Origin of the sequence: Gordonia alkanivorans, assembly GCF_004011905.1 — a bacterium.
Lineage (GTDB): Bacteria > Actinomycetota > Actinomycetes > Mycobacteriales > Mycobacteriaceae > Gordonia > Gordonia alkanivorans.
In genome coordinates, this window is record NZ_CP027114.1 from 4,467,596 (window position 1) to 4,486,011 (window position 18,416).

16 protein-coding genes are annotated in these 18,416 nt (G+C 68.7%); 9 read left to right on the forward strand and 7 right to left on the reverse strand.

Annotation, left to right across the window (positions count from 1 at the left end; all coding sequences use genetic code 11):
* Nucleotides 1-72 precede the first annotated feature (72 nt).
* The 8 genes from C5O27_RS20305 to C5O27_RS20340 all read left to right on the forward strand — a co-directional run bounded on the left by C5O27_RS20305 (nucleotide 73) and on the right by C5O27_RS20340 (nucleotide 9,711).
* Nucleotides 73-744 (forward strand): GntR family transcriptional regulator, encoded by a 672-nt coding sequence (locus C5O27_RS20305; protein WP_262338886.1) that lies wholly within the window; start codon nucleotides 73-75, stop codon nucleotides 742-744.
* Between the two features lie 58 nt (nucleotides 745-802).
* Nucleotides 803-1,525: an HAD family hydrolase gene (locus C5O27_RS20310; protein ID WP_035750865.1), complete on the forward strand. Its 723-nt coding sequence runs from the start codon at nucleotides 803-805 to the stop codon at nucleotides 1,523-1,525.
* Nucleotides 1,522-3,873 carry a glycoside hydrolase family 65 protein gene (locus tag C5O27_RS20315; protein ID WP_035750352.1) on the forward strand — a complete coding sequence of 784 codons (2,352 nt, stop codon included), beginning with the start codon at nucleotides 1,522-1,524 and terminating at the stop codon, nucleotides 3,871-3,873. The genes C5O27_RS20310 and C5O27_RS20315 overlap by 4 nt, the downstream gene beginning before the upstream one ends.
* Before the next feature lie 82 nt (nucleotides 3,874-3,955).
* Nucleotides 3,956-4,612, forward strand: coding sequence for a HEAT repeat domain-containing protein (locus tag C5O27_RS20320; RefSeq protein WP_035750348.1), 657 nt, complete (start codon nucleotides 3,956-3,958; stop codon nucleotides 4,610-4,612).
* Entirely contained in the window at nucleotides 4,606-5,586 is a 981-nt protein-coding gene (locus C5O27_RS20325) for a HEAT repeat domain-containing protein (protein ID WP_035750346.1), read from the forward strand. Before C5O27_RS20320 ends, C5O27_RS20325 begins: the two co-directional genes overlap by 7 nt.
* A 58-nt stretch (nucleotides 5,587-5,644) precedes the next feature.
* Nucleotides 5,645-7,237, forward strand: coding sequence for a methionine--tRNA ligase (metG, locus tag C5O27_RS20330; RefSeq protein ID WP_127963504.1), 1,593 nt, complete (start codon nucleotides 5,645-5,647; stop codon nucleotides 7,235-7,237).
* A 15-nt stretch (nucleotides 7,238-7,252) separates the two neighbouring features.
* A complete protein-coding gene (locus C5O27_RS20335) occupies nucleotides 7,253-8,401 on the forward strand; it encodes an aminodeoxychorismate synthase component I (RefSeq protein WP_035750342.1) in 1,149 nt (382 codons plus the stop codon).
* 62 nt (nucleotides 8,402-8,463) lie between these two features.
* Nucleotides 8,464-9,711, forward strand: coding sequence for a helix-turn-helix domain-containing protein (locus tag C5O27_RS20340; protein ID WP_006357854.1), 1,248 nt, complete (start codon nucleotides 8,464-8,466; stop codon nucleotides 9,709-9,711).
* On the opposite strand, the gene rsmI is transcribed toward C5O27_RS20340, so the two are convergent.
* Nucleotides 9,635-10,534 carry a 16S rRNA (cytidine(1402)-2'-O)-methyltransferase gene (gene rsmI, locus C5O27_RS20345; protein ID WP_127963505.1) on the reverse strand — a complete coding sequence of 300 codons (900 nt, stop codon included), beginning with the start codon at nucleotides 10,532-10,534 and terminating at the stop codon, nucleotides 9,635-9,637. The genes C5O27_RS20340 and rsmI overlap by 77 nt on opposite strands.
* 38 nt (nucleotides 10,535-10,572) lie before the next feature.
* On the opposite strand from rsmI, the gene C5O27_RS20350 reads away from it, so the two are divergent.
* Nucleotides 10,573-12,156, forward strand: coding sequence for a dolichyl-phosphate-mannose--protein mannosyltransferase (locus C5O27_RS20350; protein WP_127963506.1), 1,584 nt, complete (start codon nucleotides 10,573-10,575; stop codon nucleotides 12,154-12,156).
* 31 nt (nucleotides 12,157-12,187) lie between these two features.
* Here C5O27_RS20350 and C5O27_RS20355 read toward each other — a convergent pair whose 3' ends face one another.
* The 6 genes from C5O27_RS20355 to soxR are packed head-to-tail and all read right to left on the reverse strand — an operon-like array spanning nucleotide 12,188 to nucleotide 18,402.
* Nucleotides 12,188-13,963 carry a BCCT family transporter gene (locus tag C5O27_RS20355; protein WP_244216545.1) on the reverse strand — a complete coding sequence of 592 codons (1,776 nt, stop codon included), beginning with the start codon at nucleotides 13,961-13,963 and terminating at the stop codon, nucleotides 12,188-12,190.
* Between the two features lie 32 nt (nucleotides 13,964-13,995).
* Nucleotides 13,996-14,373 (reverse strand): GntR family transcriptional regulator, encoded by a 378-nt coding sequence (locus C5O27_RS20360; RefSeq protein WP_006357849.1) that lies wholly within the window; start codon nucleotides 14,371-14,373, stop codon nucleotides 13,996-13,998.
* 9 nt (nucleotides 14,374-14,382) lie between these two features.
* A complete protein-coding gene (locus C5O27_RS20365) occupies nucleotides 14,383-15,651 on the reverse strand; it encodes an arginine deiminase (protein ID WP_006357848.1) in 1,269 nt (422 codons plus the stop codon).
* Nucleotides 15,652-15,654: 3 nt separating this feature from the next.
* Nucleotides 15,655-16,890, reverse strand: coding sequence for an MFS transporter (locus C5O27_RS20370; protein WP_035750334.1), 1,236 nt, complete (start codon nucleotides 16,888-16,890; stop codon nucleotides 15,655-15,657).
* Nucleotides 16,887-17,906: a patatin-like phospholipase family protein gene (locus C5O27_RS20375; protein ID WP_127963507.1), complete on the reverse strand. Its 1,020-nt coding sequence runs from the start codon at nucleotides 17,904-17,906 to the stop codon at nucleotides 16,887-16,889. The genes C5O27_RS20370 and C5O27_RS20375 overlap by 4 nt, the downstream gene beginning before the upstream one ends.
* Nucleotides 17,907-17,955: 49 nt before the next feature.
* Nucleotides 17,956-18,402 carry a redox-sensitive transcriptional activator SoxR gene (soxR, locus tag C5O27_RS20380; protein ID WP_006357845.1) on the reverse strand — a complete coding sequence of 149 codons (447 nt, stop codon included), beginning with the start codon at nucleotides 18,400-18,402 and terminating at the stop codon, nucleotides 17,956-17,958.
* Between the last annotated feature and the right edge of the window lie 14 nt (nucleotides 18,403-18,416).

The window sequence follows — 18,416 nt, forward strand, 5'->3', positions numbered from 1 at the left end:
TTGAGCGACGCGAACGGACGGAACGATCGATGCCCCCCGGGACCACTACACAGGACACAGCTGGCCGTCGAGGTGGCCGACTACCTGCGCACGCGCATCATGACCGGTGTCCTGCGGCCGGGCGACTTCGTCCGGCTCGACGAGACCGCATCGGTACTCGGGTGCAGCGTCACCCCGGTCCGCGAGGCGCTCGCGACCCTCCGCGGCGAGGGACTCGTCAAGCAGTCCCTGCACCGCGGCTTCATCGTCGAGACGCTCACCCGTGGCGACATCGTCGACACCTTCTGGATGCAGGCCGAACTCTCCGCACGCCTCGCGAGTCATGCCGCCCAGAACCCGCATCTGGACGAACATCTTGGCGAACTGGCTGCGCTCGTCGACGACCTCGAGACTGCCGTCGACTCCGGGCGAGCCGACCAGGTGCTGTCCGCGGAGTTCGCCTTCCACCGCAAGGTGCACCTGATGGCCGAGAGCAAGAAACTCGCCTGGTTCCAGTACTCGGCCAGCAAATACAATCCGCTGCAGCTGTATTCGAGCGACACGGAGTGGGGCCTGTCCGCCGCGGCCAGCCACCGGCGACTCATCGAACTGCTGCGCGAGGGCGACACCGCCGGCATCAAGGCCGAGATCGTCTCCGCCTTCGAGGACGCACGCGACCGCCTGATCGCACAGCTGGAATCCATCGGTTTCTGGGACGACGGTCGTTCGCCGGCAACAGGAGCCCAGTCGGTCAGCTCCGCCTGACGCGCGCTATCGCGCTTCATCGCGCCTTACCCGACTCAGGCGGGTAGCGTTGCGGATCGTGTTGGGATTGCCAGAAGTGATCACTGTCGCGCTCTTCGATCTCGACGGGGTCCTCACCGAAACCGCGGTACTCCACCGCAAGGCTTGGAAGAAGACGTTCGACGCCTTCCTCGCCGATCGCGCGGGCGGCGTGGACGCGCCCGGCTTCGTGGAGTTCACCGACCAGGACTACCTCGACTATGTCGACGGGCGTCCCCGCGAGGACGGGGTACGGGCCTTCCTGGCGTCGCGCGGGATCACCGACGTCGACCCCGCGACCGTGGCCGCGATCGGGAACGGCAAGAACGACATGTTCCTCGTCAGCCTCGCCGAAGACGGAGGTCATGCCTACCCCGGTTCGGTGCGGTACCTCAACGCGGCACGCGATGCCGGTCTGCGCATCGCGGTCGTGACGTCGTCGAAGAATGGAGGACCAGTGCTCGAAGCTGCCGACCTGTCGGGATTCGTCGAGGTCCGCGTCGACGGTCTCGAGATCGCCGCGCGTGGCCTCAACGGCAAACCCGCTCCCGACTCCTATCTCCTGGGAGCCGAACTGATGGGCGTCGAACCCGCTGCGGCCGCGGTCTTCGAGGACGCCATCTCCGGCGTACGGGCCGGTAGCGCAGGCAAATTCGGCTACGTCGTGGGCATAGATCGTGTCGGCGGGGGTCAGGCCGAGGCGATGCGCGCCGCCGGCGCCGACATCGTCGTCAACGATCTCGACGAATTGCTGCCCGCATGAGCGCGGACAAGGCACACGGGTTCGAGATCCACCCGTGGCAGCTGAAGTGGAGCGGCGGAGTCGACCTCGACATGCTCGGCCGCACCGAAACGTTGTTCGCGTTGTCCAACGGGCACATCGGTTTACGCGGCACCTTCGAGGAGGGTGAACCGGTCGATCATCCGGGTACCTACCTCAACGGCTTCTACGAGTTGCGCGGTCTCCCCTACGCGGAGAGCGGTTACGGCTACCCGGAATCGGGCCAAACGGTCGTGAACGTGACCGACGGCAAAATCATCCGCCTGCTCGTCGAGGACGAGCCGATGGACCTCCGGTACGGCCGTACCGAAGAACACGAACGGACACTCGACTTCCGCACCGGCACACTGCGTCGCCACACCCTCTGGACGTCCCCGACCGGGCGCACCGTGCGCATCAAGTCCGAACGTCTCGTCTCGTTCACCAAGCGCACCATCGCGGCCATCCGCTACGAGGTGGAACCCGTCGACGAGGACATGAAACTCGTCCTGCAGTCCGACCTCCTGGCCAACGAGCCGGTCCCGGCCCCCGGGAACGACCCGCGTCTCGCCGCCGCACTCGACGCCCCGCTGGTGTCGGACCTCGCGACCTGCCGCAACTACTGGGGCATGCTGGTCCACCACACCAAGCAGTCCGGTCTGCACATCGCCGCCGGCATGGATCACGAGATCTACTTCCCGGACAAGGCCGACACCTTCATCCGCGCCGACGGCGACCTCGCCCGCCTCACCATCGCGGCGAACGTGCCGAAGGGCAAGAGCCTGACCCTCACCAAGTACATGGGTTACGGCTGGTCGGCCCGACGCTCGGTCCCGGCGCTGCGCGCACAGGTCGACGCGGCGCTGGCGATGGCGATGGAGACCGGCTGGGACTCGCTCAAGGCCGATCAGGTCCGCTACCTCGAGGACTTCTGGCGCGACGCCGACATCGAGCTCGACGGCGATCCCGAACTCCAGCAGGCGGTTCGGTTCGCCCTGTTCCACGTCCTGCAGGCCGGCGCCCGCGGGCAGTCCCGCGCGATCCCGGCCAAGGGACTCACCGGTCCCGGTTACGACGGCCACACCTTCTGGGACACCGAGAGTTTCATCCTGCCGATGCTCACCTACACGGTGCCCGCCGCGGCCGGCGAGGAGCTCCGCTGGCGTCACGCCACCATGGACAAGGCGAAGGCCCGCGCCGCCGAACTCGGCCAGCGCGGTGCGATGTTCCCGTGGCGGTCGATCAACGGCGACGAGTGTTCGGGTTACTGGCCCGCGGGCACGGCCGGTGTGCACGTGTCCGCCGACATCGCCAACGCCACCGCCCGCTACCTGCGCGCCACCGACGACGAACAGTTCGAAACCGAGTGCGGCGTCGAACTTCTCGTGGAGACCGCCCGGTTGTTCGCCGGCCTCGGACACCACGACGTCAACGGCAAGTTCCGGATCGACGGCGTGACCGGGCCGGACGAATACACGGCGGTGGTCAACAACAACGTCTTCACCAACCTCGCAGCGCAGCAGAACCTACGCGACGCGGTGGCGGCGGTCCACCGCCGCCCCGACCTCGCCGAACAGTTCGGGGTGACGACAGCCGAAGCAGCACACTGGGAATCGTGCGCGGACGACATGTCGATCCCCTATGACGAGGCACTCGGGGTGCATCAGCAGTGCGAGTCCTTCACGCTCCTCGGCGCTTGGGATTTCGAGTCCTCAGTCGGTCGCTACCCGTTGCTCTTGAACTATCCGTATTACGACCTCTACCGCAAACAGGTCGTCAAGCAGGCCGACCTGGTCTATGCGACCTACTTGTTCGGCGATTCGTTCACCGCCGAACAGAAGCTCCGCAACTTCGACTACTACTACCCGATCACCGTGCGCGACTCGTCGCTGTCGGCGTGCTGTGAGGCGGTCACCGCGGCCGAGGTCGGCTACCTCGACCTCGCCTACGACCTGTTGGCCGAGTCGGTGTTCACCGATCTTCACGACCTGCACAACAACGTCAACAGCGGCCTGCACATCGCCGCGCTCGCCGGCGCGTGGACCGACTGTGTCGCCGGTTTCGGCGGCATGCGTGACTTCGGCGGGCAGATCACCTTCGCACCGCGGTTGCCGAGCCGGTTGACGTACATGTCGTTCCGCATGATCGTGCGGGAGTCGAAGTTCGTGGTCGCGGTGGACAAGGAACACGCCACCTACCGTTTGCTGTCCGGACCGCCGATCGACCTCTCGCACCACGGCGAGAAGTTCACCCTCACGTCGGCACCGGTGAGCATGAAGATCCCCGACCTCGAGTATCGGGAACCGCCCAAAGCGCCTCCCGGTTGCGAGCCCTACCGCCGCGAGATCTGAGCAGACCTCGACACCTCGTCGTCACCCTTCTTGACCTTCACACTGTGACAGGGTCTGTAGTGGGTGCGAGGAGGTGTTGACGATGACCCAGACGATCACGGCCGCACTGTACGCACCCGACCCGTCGACGCGTCTGCGTGCGGCGCTGGCGGCGGGCACCCAGCCGGACCCGCTTCTGACCGGCGATCTGATCGCGCGCTGCGGCGTCGAAGAAGACTTCTTCGTCCGGGACATGCTGACGTGGGCGCTGACCAGGCTTCCTGCGGAGGTGACGGTGCCGCGGCTCGTCGGCGAGCTGGTCTCGGACCTGCCGCAGGCCCGCAGCCAGGCGCTGCACACGCTGTCGAAGGTCGGCGACCGGTCCGCGTGGCCGGCCGTCACCACAGATCTGCTGCACGACGCCGATCCCGAGGTCGCCCGGACCGCATGGCGCGCCGCAGTGGCCCTCGTCCCGTCGGGCGAGGAGCCGGCACTCGCGGGCGAACTGGCCCGGGAACTCGGGCGAGGCCCGATCGAAATGCAGCGCAGCCTGAGTCGGGCGCTGGCCGCCCTGGGTGAGGCGTCCCTCGAGGCACTCACCACGGCTCGTCGCCATCGAGAGCCCAGGGTCCGTGCGCATGCCGAGGCCACCGCGCGACTCCTCGACGACCCGGACAGCGACTTCGCCGCTGCGCTCGAGCATGCCACGCGGATGACGAAAATCGGCGCGTCCGTGGAGGATTCGAGTCCGCCGTGCTGATCGGCGAGGTGGCGCGGCGTTCGGGTGTCAGCACCCGGATGCTGCGTCACTACGACGCGCTCGGCCTCGTCCGGCCGACCGGCCGCACGACGGGCGGTTACCGCGAGTACTCCGACGCCGACATCGAACGTCTGCTGCACGTGGAAAGCCTGCGGTCGCTGGGGTTGTCGCTGCGCGACGTCGGCCGCGCCCTCGACGATCCGTCCTTTGCGCCGGACGCGTTGATGGAGAAGCTGATCCAGGACACCAGGGATCGGATGGCCGCCGACGCCCGGTTGCTGAATCGACTGCAACAGATCCGGGTGACCGGCGCCGACGACTGGCCGGCCGTGCTCGACGTGGTCGGCCTGCTCCGTGCGGTGCACTCCGAACACCCCGCCCACCGCCAGCGCGCGGCGCTGCGAGCAGGCGAGGCCGGACTGTCCGCCGAGGCGCTGACCGACGCCCTGCTCGCCGAATCCGACGAGAACGTCGCCGGCGCGCTCCGCTGGGCGCTGGCGCAGACTCCGGGAGCGCTCGACCAGCTCGCCGCCCGGCTGACCGATGGCGACGCGACGGTGCGGCGACGCGTGACCACCGCACTCACCGCGATCGACGACGCTCGGGCCACCGCGGTGCTCGAGGCGTCGTTGACCGACCCCGACCCCGGGGTCCGGCGAACGGTCGCCCTCACCCTCGGCCGTCGCGGCGTCGACACCGCGGTGGACGTCCTCGTCGAACTCGTCGCCGCCGGGGACCGCGATGTCGAGGCCGCCGAGATCCTGGCGACGCAGGACGACAACGGCGGGATCGTCGCCCGGCTCGTGGACCGCCTCGGCACCGATCCGGACCCGTCGGTACGGCTGCGCCTGGTCCAGGCACTGGCGGAGATCACCGGCGATGCGGCGTCGAGGACCCTGACCGAGCTGGCCGACGATGCCGACGAGACGGTCGCCCGTACCGCGCGGGCGATCGGGCCGTTCCGATCCCGGTGAGCGGGGCCGACCCGCGATTGGCTGTCGGCGGCTGCCGGTCGGTACTCTGTGGAGCACTATGGCACCCGATCTGACCAGCCCTGATCTGTCCGGCCCGGCCGAGGACGGCACCTCGTACGGCGCGGGGCGGCCGTACTACCTCACCACCGCGATCGCGTATCCCAACGGCGCACCGCACATCGGGCACGCCTACGAGTACATCTCCGCCGATGCTCTCGCACGGTTCAAGCGACTCGACGGATTCGACGTCCGGTTCCTGACCGGCACGGACGTCCACGGGCAGAAGATGCAGCAGACCGCGCAGGCCGAGGGCATCCCCACCGCCGAGCTCGCCAACCGGAACTCCGACCGCTTCCAGTCGTTGCAGGAACGCCTGGGCTCGAGCTTCGACCGTTTCATCCGTACCTCCGACGAGGACCACAAGAGGGCGTCGGAGGAACTGTGGAAGCGGATGAGCGACCGCGGTGACATCTACCTCGACAAGTACTCCGGCTGGTACGACGTGCGCGACGAGACCTTCTACGCCGAGGCCGACACCGAGATCAAAAACGACGCCGGCGAGCGCGTCGCCTCCGACACCGGACACGTGGTGACCTGGACCGAGGAGGAGACCTACTTCTTCCGGCTCTCGGCCTACCAGGACAAGCTCCTCGAGCTGTACGAGGCGCAGCCCGACTTCATCGGTCCCGACGTCCGCCGCAACGAGGTCATCAGCTTCGTCAAGGGCGGGCTGACCGACCTGTCGGTGTCGCGCACGACGTTCGACTGGGGTGTCCCGGTCCCCGACCATCCCGAGCACGTCATGTACGTGTGGGTGGACGCGCTGACCAACTACCTCACCGGTGTCGGCTTCCCCGACGACGCGGTGACCTTCGAGCGTTTCTGGCCCGCCGACCTGCACATCATCGGCAAGGACATCATCCGGTTCCACTGCGTGTACTGGCCGGCGTTCCTGATGAGCGCGGGCGTCGAACTGCCCAAGCGGGTGTTCGCGCACGGCTTCCTGTTCAACAAGGGTGAGAAGATGTCCAAGTCGGTCGGCAACGTCGTCGACCCGGAGAACCTCATCGACGAGTTCGGCCTCGACCCGGTGCGCTACTTCTTCCTGCGCGAGGTGTCCTACGGCCAGGACGGCTCGTACTCCGCCGAGGCGATCGTGTCGCGCATCAACGCCGACCTGTCCAACGAGTTCGGCAACCTCGCCCAGCGCACCCTGTCGATGATCGGCAAGTACTTCGACGGCGTGGTCCCAGCGGTCGCCGATCTGACCGACACCGACAAGGCCCTGCTGGACCGGGCCGACTCGCTGCTCGGCACCGTCCGCGAGCACTTCGACAACCAGGCCATCCACCTCGGGCTCGAGGCACTGTGGTCGACGCTGGCAGAGACCAACCGGTACATCTCCGCGCAGGAGCCGTGGAAGCTCGCGAAGACCGACCTCGACCGCACCGGCACCGTGCTCTACGTGTGCGCCGAGGTCGTGCGCATCGTCGCGGTGCTGAGTCAGCCGGTGATGCCGGAGTCGTCCAACAAGATCCTCGACCTGCTCGCGGTCGGCGACGACCGTCAGTTCAGCGCCGTCGCCACCCGCCTGGCGGCGGGAACCGCGCTGCCGAAGCCGTCACCCGTGTTCCCGCGTTACGAGAACTGACCGACCTCGCCACACATGGCCGCGTCCGCGCTCGATGCACTCCGGGCCCTCCACGCCGAGACCGTCAACCGGGGACTCCCGCCGCCCGCGGCGCTGATCGGCGACTGGCTCGGCGCCGACGCGGTGATCGCGCCGAGCGTCGAGATCGTCGCGGGCTGCACCCCGCCCGACGACCCGGACCGCTTCTGGTTCGGGCACATCGGCTTCCCGGTGCGCGCCGACGAGTCGGCGCTGCCGACGAATGCCGGCGGCCTCACCGACGGTGTTCTCGTCCTCCGCGACGGCGAGTGGTCCACACTCGGCACCGGCATACCCGACTGGGCGCACGCGGTGCTCGACGCCCCGCACCCGCAGGTCGAGCGCCCCACGACGACCGCCTGGAACCCGCCGGCACGCGAACCGCATCTGGCCGCGATCGGACACTGTCTCGACGCCATCCGCGCCGGCGAGGTGTATCAGGCGTGCGTGTGCACCCGGTTCACCGGCACGTTGTCTTCAGACCCGGTGGACTTCTTCGCCGACCTCGCCGGAGCCACGGCCCCTCCGAAAGCGGCTTTCCTGCAGGGTGTTTGGGGTGCGGTGGCAAGCCTGTCGCCGGAGACCTTCCTGCGTCGTACCGGCAACATCATCAGTTCCTCACCGATCAAGGGGACACTGCCCGCACACGCCGACCCCGACGCACTGTCCGCCTCCGCGAAAGACATCGCGGAGAACATCATGATCGTCGACCTCGTCCGCAACGACCTGGGGCGGATCGCGGTCACCGGCAGCGTCCGGGTGCCCGAACTCCTGTCGGTGGTGCCCGCGCCCGGCGTCTGGCACCTGGTCTCGCGAGTCGAGGCGATCGTGCGGCCCGGCACCGGCAACGACGCCGTGCTCGACGCGACCTTCCCGCCCGCGTCGGTCACCGGCACCCCCAAGCTGCGCGCGATGGAACTGCTCGCCGATTGGGAGCATGCCGCCCGCGGCGTCTACTGCGGGGCGATCGGCATCGCCGGACCCGACCGGGCCCTCGATCTGAACGTGGCCATCCGTACGGTCGAGATCGCGCCGGACGGCAGTCTCGGACTCGGCGTCGGCGGCGGCATCACGATCGACTCCGTCCCGGAGAGCGAGTGGCAGGAATGTCTCGACAAGGCTTCCAGCATCGTCGCTAACATTTGACCGCATACGCTGCAGCATCCTATATACCGGACTTGATCGTTGATTTCGGTAACATTCCGTCCATGACTCTGTCCATCCAGGCGACAACCGACCTCACGGAGCTCGTCCGGGAGATCAATCGCGACCGCGAGGCCATCATGTCCGGCGCGACACCGCCTCCCGGATTCGCGGGTGAGGTGGTCGAGTCCTGGAGCCGCGTGCAGGCCGCGGACCATCCCTCGACGGTCGACGATCACCATCGCGGACGCATCAGCCGCGACGAGCTCGAAGCCCGCCGGGCCGCCCATCCGCTCCGCCACGCGGTGGACTCCCTCAAGCGGGTGTTCGCCCAGTCGACCGACGACCCGCTGATGGCCCTGGGCATCTTCGACGCCGACGGCGTGATGCTGTGGCGCGGCGGCTCGCCCGCGGTGTTCCCCGAGGCGAACCGCCTCGGTCTCGTGGAGGGCAGCCGGTGGGACGAGGATTCCGCCGCGACCACCGCCGTGGGTCTGGCGATCCGCAACCGCCGACCCAGCCGGCTCTTCGGCCCGGAGCACTACAGCCGATCGCTGCACGGGTTGTACTGCACCGCGACACCGGTCCACGACCCGCGCACCGGCGAGATGATCGCGGTCGCCGGGCTCGCCGGCCCGGCGATGCAGATGCAGCCGGCGGTCTCGGCGTTCACGGCCGCCCTGGCCACGCTGGGCGAGCACGAGGTGACGCTCGCCCATCAGCGCGCACTCGCCGACCTCCGCTACCACGGCGCGGCCCAGCTGGCCGGCCTGCACGGGCCCGGACTCCTCATCGACGACGACGGCTGGGTCGCCGAAGGTCGTGGGTGCACGCCACCGGTCCGGGTGGCCGCGCCGACCGAGGACATGCGTCAGTTCGTACCCGGACTCGGGATGTGCGTCGTCGAACGACTCGGGACGGGCTGGCTGGTGCGTCCGGCGGGCCCCTCGGGCCCGGTCATCGCCGAACTCGACCTCGACGGAGAGCCGACGATCACGGTCTCCGGCGACGACGACCCGTGGCGCACGGTCCTCACCCGTCGCCACGCGCAGATCCTGCTGCTGCTGGCCGATGCGGGCGACCAGGGACTGACCTCACAACAGTTGAGCCAGTTGCTCTTCGGCGACCAGAATCACACCGTCAGCGTGCGCGCCGAGCTGTCGCGACTGCGCCGCGTCGTGGGTGCGCTCGTCTCGAGCCGGCCCTACCGGCTGGCGCCGCGCGTCGAGCTGCGGGTCAGCTCGGATCAGCTCGACGCCTATCGAGAACCGACTGGTAGACGTCGCGCCGCGAGGCACCCGAGCCCTGCGTGACCTCTGCGCAGGCGTCTTTGAGCCGCATCCCGCCGGCCACCAGTTCCTCGGCGCGGTCGGCCAGATCCTCGACGTCGGGTTCGGTGGGCACCGCGCCGGCGATCACCACCGTGATCTCGCCCCTGACGCCGCCCGCCGCCCAGTCGGCCAGTTCGGCCAGACCGCCGCGGCGGACCTCCTCGTAGGTCTTCGTCATCTCCCGGCACACCGCGGCGCGCCGGTCGGGTCCGAGGATCTCGGCCGCCGCGGCCAGGGTGTCGGCCAGCCGGTGCGGCGACTCGAAGAAGACGGCCGTGCGCGGCTGTGCGACGAGTTCGCGCAGCCAGTCCGCGCGTGCCCCGGGCTTACGCGGCGCGAATCCCTCGAAGCAGAACCGCTCCGACGGCAGTGCAGACACCGCGAGTGCCGTCGTCACCGCCGACGGGCCGGGCAATGCCGTCACGGGCAGACCGGCCTCTGCGCAGGCCACCACGATCCGGTAACCGGGGTCGCTGACCGACGGCATCCCCGCGTCGGTCACGAGCAGGACCGTCTCGCCACCGGCGATCGCTTCGACGAGTCCGGGTGTCCGGGCCGCCTCCACCTGGTCGTAGTAGCTGACGACGCGTCCGCCGATCTCGACGCCGAGCGCGGTGGCCAGCGCGCGGGTGCGGCGGGTGTCCTCGGCGGCGACGATGTCGGCCGTCTGCAGGGCCGACCGCAACCTGGGCGAGGCGTCGCCGACCTGCCCCATGGGTGTGGCGGCCAGCACCAGCCGGCCCGTCGTCCCGGTGTCGGGTGCGGGGTCGTCGGTGGAGTGCGTGTCGGGCTCGGCGGCATTCATCGTCAGCCAGCTTACGAGGGCCCACTAGGATCGAGCGGGTGACCATCACCGCCGCGCGTGACACCTCTGTGCCCGCCGGTGTCCCGGTCCCCGCCGCGGTCCCGCCGCCCCGCCTCGGACCGGAGGTCCCGGCCCCGCTGTTCGGTGCGCCGGATCGCGGTCGCGGCCTGGTGGTCGGCGTCGTCATCACGCTCGTCGCCGTCCTGACCCGGTTCTGGAATCTGAGTCACCCCACGGACAAGGGCACCCCGGTCTTCGACGAGAAGCACTACGTGCCGCAGGGCTGGCAGGTGCTCACCGGCGGCAACTGGATCGAGGACAACCCGGCGTACGGGCTCGTGGTGCATCCACCGATCGGCAAGTGGATGCTCGCAGCATCAGAAGCCGTGTTCGGATACGGCCCGCTCGGCTGGCGGGTCGCGCCGGCGATCTCCGGCGTCCTCATCGTCGTCCTCGTCTACTGCGTCGTGCGGCGGTTGACGCGGTCCACACTCGTCGGTGCGATCGCCGGCATCTTCGCGATCTGCGACGGCGTGCTCTTCGTGCAGTCCCGGATGGGGATGCTCGACATCTTCCAGGCCCTGTTCATCGTCGCCGCCTTCGCCGCGCTCGTCGCCGACCGCGACCAGGTCCGCGAACGGATGTACCGCGTCTACCTCGAGGGCCGGATCGACGACAGTCCGTTCGGACCGCGCCTCGGTTTCCGCTGGTACCGCTTCACCGCCGGTGTGATGCTCGGGCTCAACTGCGGGACCAAGTGGTCGGGCGTCTACTACGTCATCTTCTTCACGGCGCTCGCCATCAGCTTCGACGTCGCGGCCCGCCGGGCGTATCACGTGCGGCGTCCGTGGGTCGGCACGCTCGTCCGCGACGTCGTGCCCGCCGGCGCGAGCCTCGCGGTGATGCCGGTGGTCATCTACTTCCTGACCTACATCCCGTGGTTCAACAGCGAGACCGCCGTCTACCGCTACTCCGAGGGCAATGCGATCGGGACCGGCGGAACCTTCTCATGGGTACCCGGGGCGTGGCGTTCGCTCTGGTACTACGAGTCCGGCATCCTCCAGTTCCATTCGGGGCTGACCAACTCCGCGGGAAACCAACATCCCTGGGAGTCCAAGCCCTGGACCTGGCCGATGAGCCTGCGGCCGATGCTCTACGCCCTCGAGAACGGGCCCGACCAGTGCGGCACGGGCGAGTGCGTCCGCGCCCAGATGCTGATCGGGACACCGGCCCTGTGGTGGCTCACCCTGCCGATGTTGCTGTGGGGCCTGTGGTCGTGGATCGTCCGCCGCGACTGGCGCTACGCCGCGGTCGTCGTCGGCTACTGCGCCGGCATTCTGCCGTGGTTCCTGGCCCTCGACCGCCAGATGTACTTCTTCTACGCGACGGCGCTGGCCCCGTTCCTGGTGATGGGCCTCGCCCTGTGTTGCGGTGATCTGTTGCGCTCGACGGCGGCCACGGCCCGCGCCCGGCCCGAACGACGGGTGCTGTCGATCATCGTTGTCGCCGTCTACGTGGCGCTGGTGGTCACCAACTTCGTGTGGCTGTGGCCGATCCTCACCGCGTCCCCGATCTCGCCGGGACTCTGGCGGCAGCAGATCTGGCTGCCCAGTTGGGGCTGAGCGCCGCCGCCAGAGTGCCTCGGTAAAGCGGTCAGGCCGGTGAACCGTCCTTGCCGGCGGCCGGGGTCGTCCCGTCGCCGTTGAGCCCGGCCTGTTCGACGATGTCGGGCTCGATGATCTCCAGGTGCCGCACGGCGTCGGCGTGGATCGAGTCGAGCTCGCCGGTGGCGATCGCCTCGGCCTGCTCCCGGACATGCTCGTCGACGCGTGCGGACAGGACGGTGCGGGAGACGATGAGCGGATCGTGCCGGAGATCCAGGTACAGCGACAGGCACATGCCGATCATGACCAGGACGAAGGGCAGGGCCGCGATGATCGCCATCGTCTTGATGCCGTCGAGGGCGTCGTCGCCGCTGATGGCCAGCAGCAGTGCGGCCACCACGCCGGTGAGCACACCCCAGAACACCGTGATCAGGCGTGAGGGTTCCTCCGCGCCGCGCTGGGACAGCGTCCCCATCACCAGCGAAGCGGAATCTGCACCCGAGACGAAGAAGATCGCAACCAGGATCATCACCAGCGCTGAGGCGACACCGGTCCACGGCAGGTTCGCCAGCACGTCGAACAGGGTGTCCTCGCTGGCGTCGTTCGCCGCGTCGAAGTTCAGCACGCCGGTCATCTGCTCCCGGATCGCGGTACCACCGAACACGCAGAACCAGACCAGCGACACCGTCGTCGGGACCACCATCACGCCGATCACGAACTCGCGGATGGTCCGCCCACGACTGATCTTGGCCAGGAACAGGCCGACGAACGGGGTCCACGAAACCCACCACGCCCAGTAGAAGATCGTCCAGTCGGCCAGCCACTGCTCCCCGGCCTCGGTCGCGACCGTCGCATCCGAACGCGCGGCGAAGGTCGTCAGGTCGGTGAAGTAGGCACCGAGCGTGGTCGGCAGGAGGTTGAGGATGAAGATGGTCGGGCCGACGACGAAGACGAAGGCCGCGAGCACGACGGCGAGCACCATGTTGATGTTCGACAGCCACTGGATGCCGCGGGCGATGCCCGAGACCGCGGATGCGACGAAAGCAGCGGTGAGGATCGCGATGATCCCGACCAGGAGGAGCTTCGTGGGTTCGTGGACCCAGCCGACCTTGTCCAGACCCGAACCGATCTGCAGCGCACCGAGACCCAGCGACGCGACCGTACCGAACAGCGTCGCGAAGATGGCGAGGATGTCGATGACCTTGCCGGCCGGACCGGTGGACACCTTCGGACCGAACAGGCGCTCGAACACCGAGCTGATCAGCTGCGTACGACCCAGGCGGAATGTGCTGTACGCGAGCGCCAACCCGACGACCGCGTACATCGCCCAGGGATGGAATCCCCAGTGGAACATCGTGGTGGCCATCGCGGCGCGAACGTCCTCGGCGGCGATCTCCGGTGGCGGACTGACGAAGTGGAAGAGCGGTTCGTAGGCGCCGAAGAACATCAGGCCGATACCCATTCCGGCGCTGAACATCATCGCGATCCAGCTGACGGTGCGGAACTCCGGTGCCTCGTCGTCACGGCCGAGAGGTATGCGCCCGTACTTGGACACCGCGAGGAACACCGCGAAGATGACGAAACCGGTCGCGGACAGGATGAACAACCAGCCGAGGTTGGTGGTGATCCACCCCAGGACGTCGGCACTGGTCGAGTTGAGGCCGTCCTTGTCCGCGAGGCCCCAGGCGACGAAGGCGATGACGATGAGGGCAGTGACCGAGAAGACCACCGGATCCAACCGTGGTCGTGAGAGCCGGCTCCCCCCACCACGTCCGCGCGAGGAGTCCTGCGCACGGCCAGACGGCACGTTCTGTTCACTTGTCATGAGTCCACCAAAGCAACGTCGGTGCTGCCATTTCAAGTCGCGCGCAGCGCCCGCTCCACCAGAGCGACGATCGTTTTGTCGTCAAGACCCAGGTCACGGGCGGTCTCGACGTAGGTCGTCGCCGCCGCGAACCCGGCATCGTGGGCATCGTGCCGACCGGCCCTGATGAACGAGCCCGAGCGTCCGCGGGTCTCGATCACACCGGCCGCCTCGAGTTCGCGGTAGGTCTTCGCCACGGTGTTGGGGGCGAGGTCGAGATGCGCGGCGAGTGCCCGGACGGTCGGCAGGCGTTCACCGGTGAGCAGCGTGCCGTCGGCGATCAGTTCGATGATGCGGAGCCGCACCTGCTCGAAGGGTGGCCGGTCCGAAGCCGGGTCCACCGTCAGATTGTCCAGCAGCGATGAGCTCATGGCCGGTCCTCACAACAGATCCCGCGCCAGCGGACACGACATGCACCGGGGCCCACCACGACCCGAGCCGAGTTCACGGCCCTCGATCTCGATGACCTCGATACCCGAATCACGCAGGCGGCGATTGGTTTCCACGTTCCGGTTGTAGGACACGACGACGCCCGGGGACAGGGCGAGGGTGTTGTTGCCGTCGTCCCACTGCTCGCGCTCGGCGGTCACCGGGTCGAGGCCGGTGTCGATCACCCTGAGCTTGCCGATACCCATCGCCTCGGCGGCCGCTTCGACGAAAGGCCGCTCCCCCGTGACGTGTACGGCGTCGGTGGCCGGGTCGTGGGCGAGGGTGAACGCCGACATGTGGTCGCGGATGTTGGGATACATCACCACCGCATCGGTGTCGACCATGGTGCAGACGGTGTCGAGGTGCATGAACGCCCGCGCCTGTTCGATGGGCACCGCGAGCACGGTGTGCGCGAGATGATCGTCGAAGAGGCTGCGCGCCAGCGCTTCCGCACCGGCCGGCGTGGTGCGCTCCCCGACCCCGACGGCTACGACACCCGGGGCGAGGAGCAGCACGTCTCCGCCCTCGACCGGCGCGACCTGCGACTCGTAGGCGCGTCGGGCACCGGTGAAACGAGGGTGATGCGCGTAGATGAGGTCGGTCAGCGATGTCTCGCGTGCCCGCGCGGGAAGTGCCAGGGAGGTGATCGCGAACCGCGAACCGATCCAGAACGAGCTGTCGCGGGTGAACAGCAGGTTCGGCAGCGGTTCGATGGCGAACTCGGGGCCGTGATGCATCCGGCGGACCAGCGACGAACGCTCCGCCGACGGCGTGATCGGGAGCTCGTCGAAGGTCATCCCGGCGGTCAGGACGTGTGACAGCTCCGCGGGCGCGAGTCCGCGCAGGTGCCTCGCGAGATCCTCGGCGAGATGCGTCCCCAGACGGCGTGCGCTGACGGCGGCCGCGATGCCCTGGATGCGGGCGGCCCCGCTGTGCGCGATCGTCTCGGTGAGCAGGTCGCCGAGCAGATAGACGTCGACGCCGCGATCCCGCAGCACCGCGGCGAATGCGTCGTGTTCCTCCTGCGCACGGTCGACCCAGGGCAGCCCGTCGAACAGCAGTTGATCGTTGTTGCGCGGCGTCAGGCGCCGCAGCTCGTCACCGGGACGGTGCAGCATCACCGCACGCAACGTGCCGACCTCGGAATCGGCCCCCAGGGCGTAGTCCCACCCGGTCGCGGCACTCCCGTTCGCAGCGTCCTGCTGCCCGTCACGCGTCATCGCTCAACCGTAATTCGTTCCGTCACGATCGGCCGCCTCATCGTGGGTGAACGTCGGACCCTGACCGACGATCGCCGGTGCGGTCTCGCGGGCGAACAGCCACGTGACCAGGGCAATCGATGCGACCACACCGGTCAGCACGAACGCGGGACCGAAGCCGACCCGATCGGCCACGAACCCGACGATCACCGGCCCGGTCACCGCACCGAGGTCGGAGGACATGCCGAACGCGGCGAGCGCCGACCCACCCTGCTGGCGGTTGCCCAGGACGTCGGCCAGCGCGGCCTGATGGGTGGGCGCGAACAATCCGGACCCGACACCCGCGAGCACCGACAATGCCAGCGCGACGGGGACGTTGGGCGAGAAACCGAGCGCGATGGTGGCGACGACGGTGATCGTCAGGCCCGGCAGCATGATCGGCCGACGACCGAACCGGTCGGAGAGCCTGCCCGCGACGAGGATCGCGAGGACGTTGCCGGCCGCGTAGACCGCCAGCACGATCCCGGCCATCCCCGCCCCCGCACCGAGCCCCTCGGTGATGAACAGCGGGACGACCGCGACGCGCACGCCCATCGATGCCCAGCCCTGCGTGAAGTTCGACGCGAGGATGGCCCGATAGGCGCTGTCGCGCAGGGCGGTCCGGAAACCGATGAGGCCGGCCGTCGGGCCCTCGGCCTGATCGGGGGCGATCACCTCGCGCAGCTGGGTGGCCACGACCGCCGATGCGACCAGCAGCGCGACGGCGTACACGACGAACGGCACGCGCAGGCCGAAACCCACCAGGGCGGCACCGATCAACGGTCCGGTGATGCTGCCGATCAGGAACCCCGCGGAGAACAGGCCCGACACCCGACCCCGAATGTCGCTGGGCGACATCCGGATCAACAGTGCCATCGCCGAGATGCTGAACATCGTCGACCCGATGCCGCCCAGACCGCGGAAGACCAGGAGCTGCCAATACGACTGTGCGAAGGCACAAGCCAGGGTGCTGGCCGCGACGATGAGGAGCCCGGTGAGGTAGATGCGTCGTTCGCCGAACATCGTCACGAGACGTCCGCCCGTCGGGGCGAACAGCAGGCGCATGATCGCGAAGGCGGACACCACCGCGGTGGCCGCGGTGAACGAGACGTTGAACGCGCGAGCGAAACTCGGCAGGGCGGGCGCGATGAAGCCGTAACCGAGTGCGATGACGACGTTGGCCGACAGCAGCACCCAGATGCCGCGAGGGATCTGCCTCATGGCAGCTCGGGCAGATCGTCGAGAGCCTTCGCGGTGAGTTCGCGTCCGAGATCGATCATCTCGGTGGCCTTGTGGAAGTCGAGGGTGCGCACCGCACGACGCGGCACGCGGATCAGGACGTCCGGCGGATAGCCGGCGACCTGATAGCGGGTCAGGGCCTCCTGCATGATGTCGAGCGACCGGCTGAGCACCTCGACGCGACCCATCCGCTGAGGCTCGTCGGCGGTGTCCGGAGACACCGCGGCGGTATCGACCACGACCGCGCCCTCCTCGTCGGGGACGGCAGCCGGCGCGACCTCGTCCGCGCCGTCGGTCGCGACCTCGGTATCCGCGAGGTCGCCGGTCTCCGAACCGAAGCGGTCACGCACCGAGCGCACGAACTCGTTGTCGAGGATGGGCGCGACGTTTCGTCGGAGCAGGCCCTTCGCCTTGGGCTGCCGGCTGGCACCCGTCTCGGGCCCGCCGTCGGAGCCGAGGATCACGCCGATCGTGACGTCGCTGGGGACGCCCGAGGTCGGCGCGACGGGAAGCGGGTCGAGGATGCCGCCGTCGGCGAGCAGTCGCCCCTTGTGTTCGTGCGGGCTGATCACGCCCGGGATCGCGATCGAGGCACGGAGCGCGTCGGCGAGGTTGCCGCGCTGGAACCACACCGCACGACCGGCGGACAGGTCGGTGGCGATGGCCGTGAACGGGATCGGCAGATCCTCGATCGCGGTGTCGCCGAGGATCTCCCGCACGCGGGTGAGGATGCGTTCGGCACCGATGACGCCGGGTTTGGTGAGGGAGACGTCGAGGAGCCGCACGACGTCGAGCTGGGACAGGCCCGAGGTCCAGTCGACGTAGTCGTCGAGCTTGCCCGCGCAGTACAGTCCCCCGACCAGCGCACCCATCGATGATCCGGCGACGGTGACGATCTCGAATCCACGTGCCTCGAGCTCGGCGATCACGCCGATGTGCGCGTACCCGCGAGCGCCGCCACTTCCCAGAGCCAGCGCCACGCGCGACGGTCGAGCCATGCCGCAACCCTACCGCCGCAGGTCTGCCCGCCGAGATCGCGGGACGTGATCACTCGGTCATGAGGCGGCGGGGGCCGGGACCGAGTTTGTTCAGTTCGTCTCCCGGGTTGAGCAGGTGGCATTCGCCGAGCGACAGGCATCCACACCCGACGCAGGAACCGATCATGTCGCGCATGCTCTCGAGCAGGGAGATGCGGTGGTTGATGTCGTCCATCCAGCGTTTCGACGCCGCCTCCCACATCGACTTCGACGGGGATTCGTGGTCACCGAGTTCGGCGAGCACCTCGCCGATCACCGACAGCGGGATGCCGGCGACCTGCGAGGCCCGTATGAACGCGACCCGGCGCAGCATCGCCCGGTGGTAGCGCCGCTGGTTGCCGGCGGTCCGCCGGCTGAAGATCAGGCCCTGCTCCTCGTAGAAGCGAACCGCCGACGGCGCGATGCCCGCCCGCTGGGCGAGCTCCCCGACCGAGAGCTCGAGTCTCTTCAGCGTCATGCGTCGATGGTAGG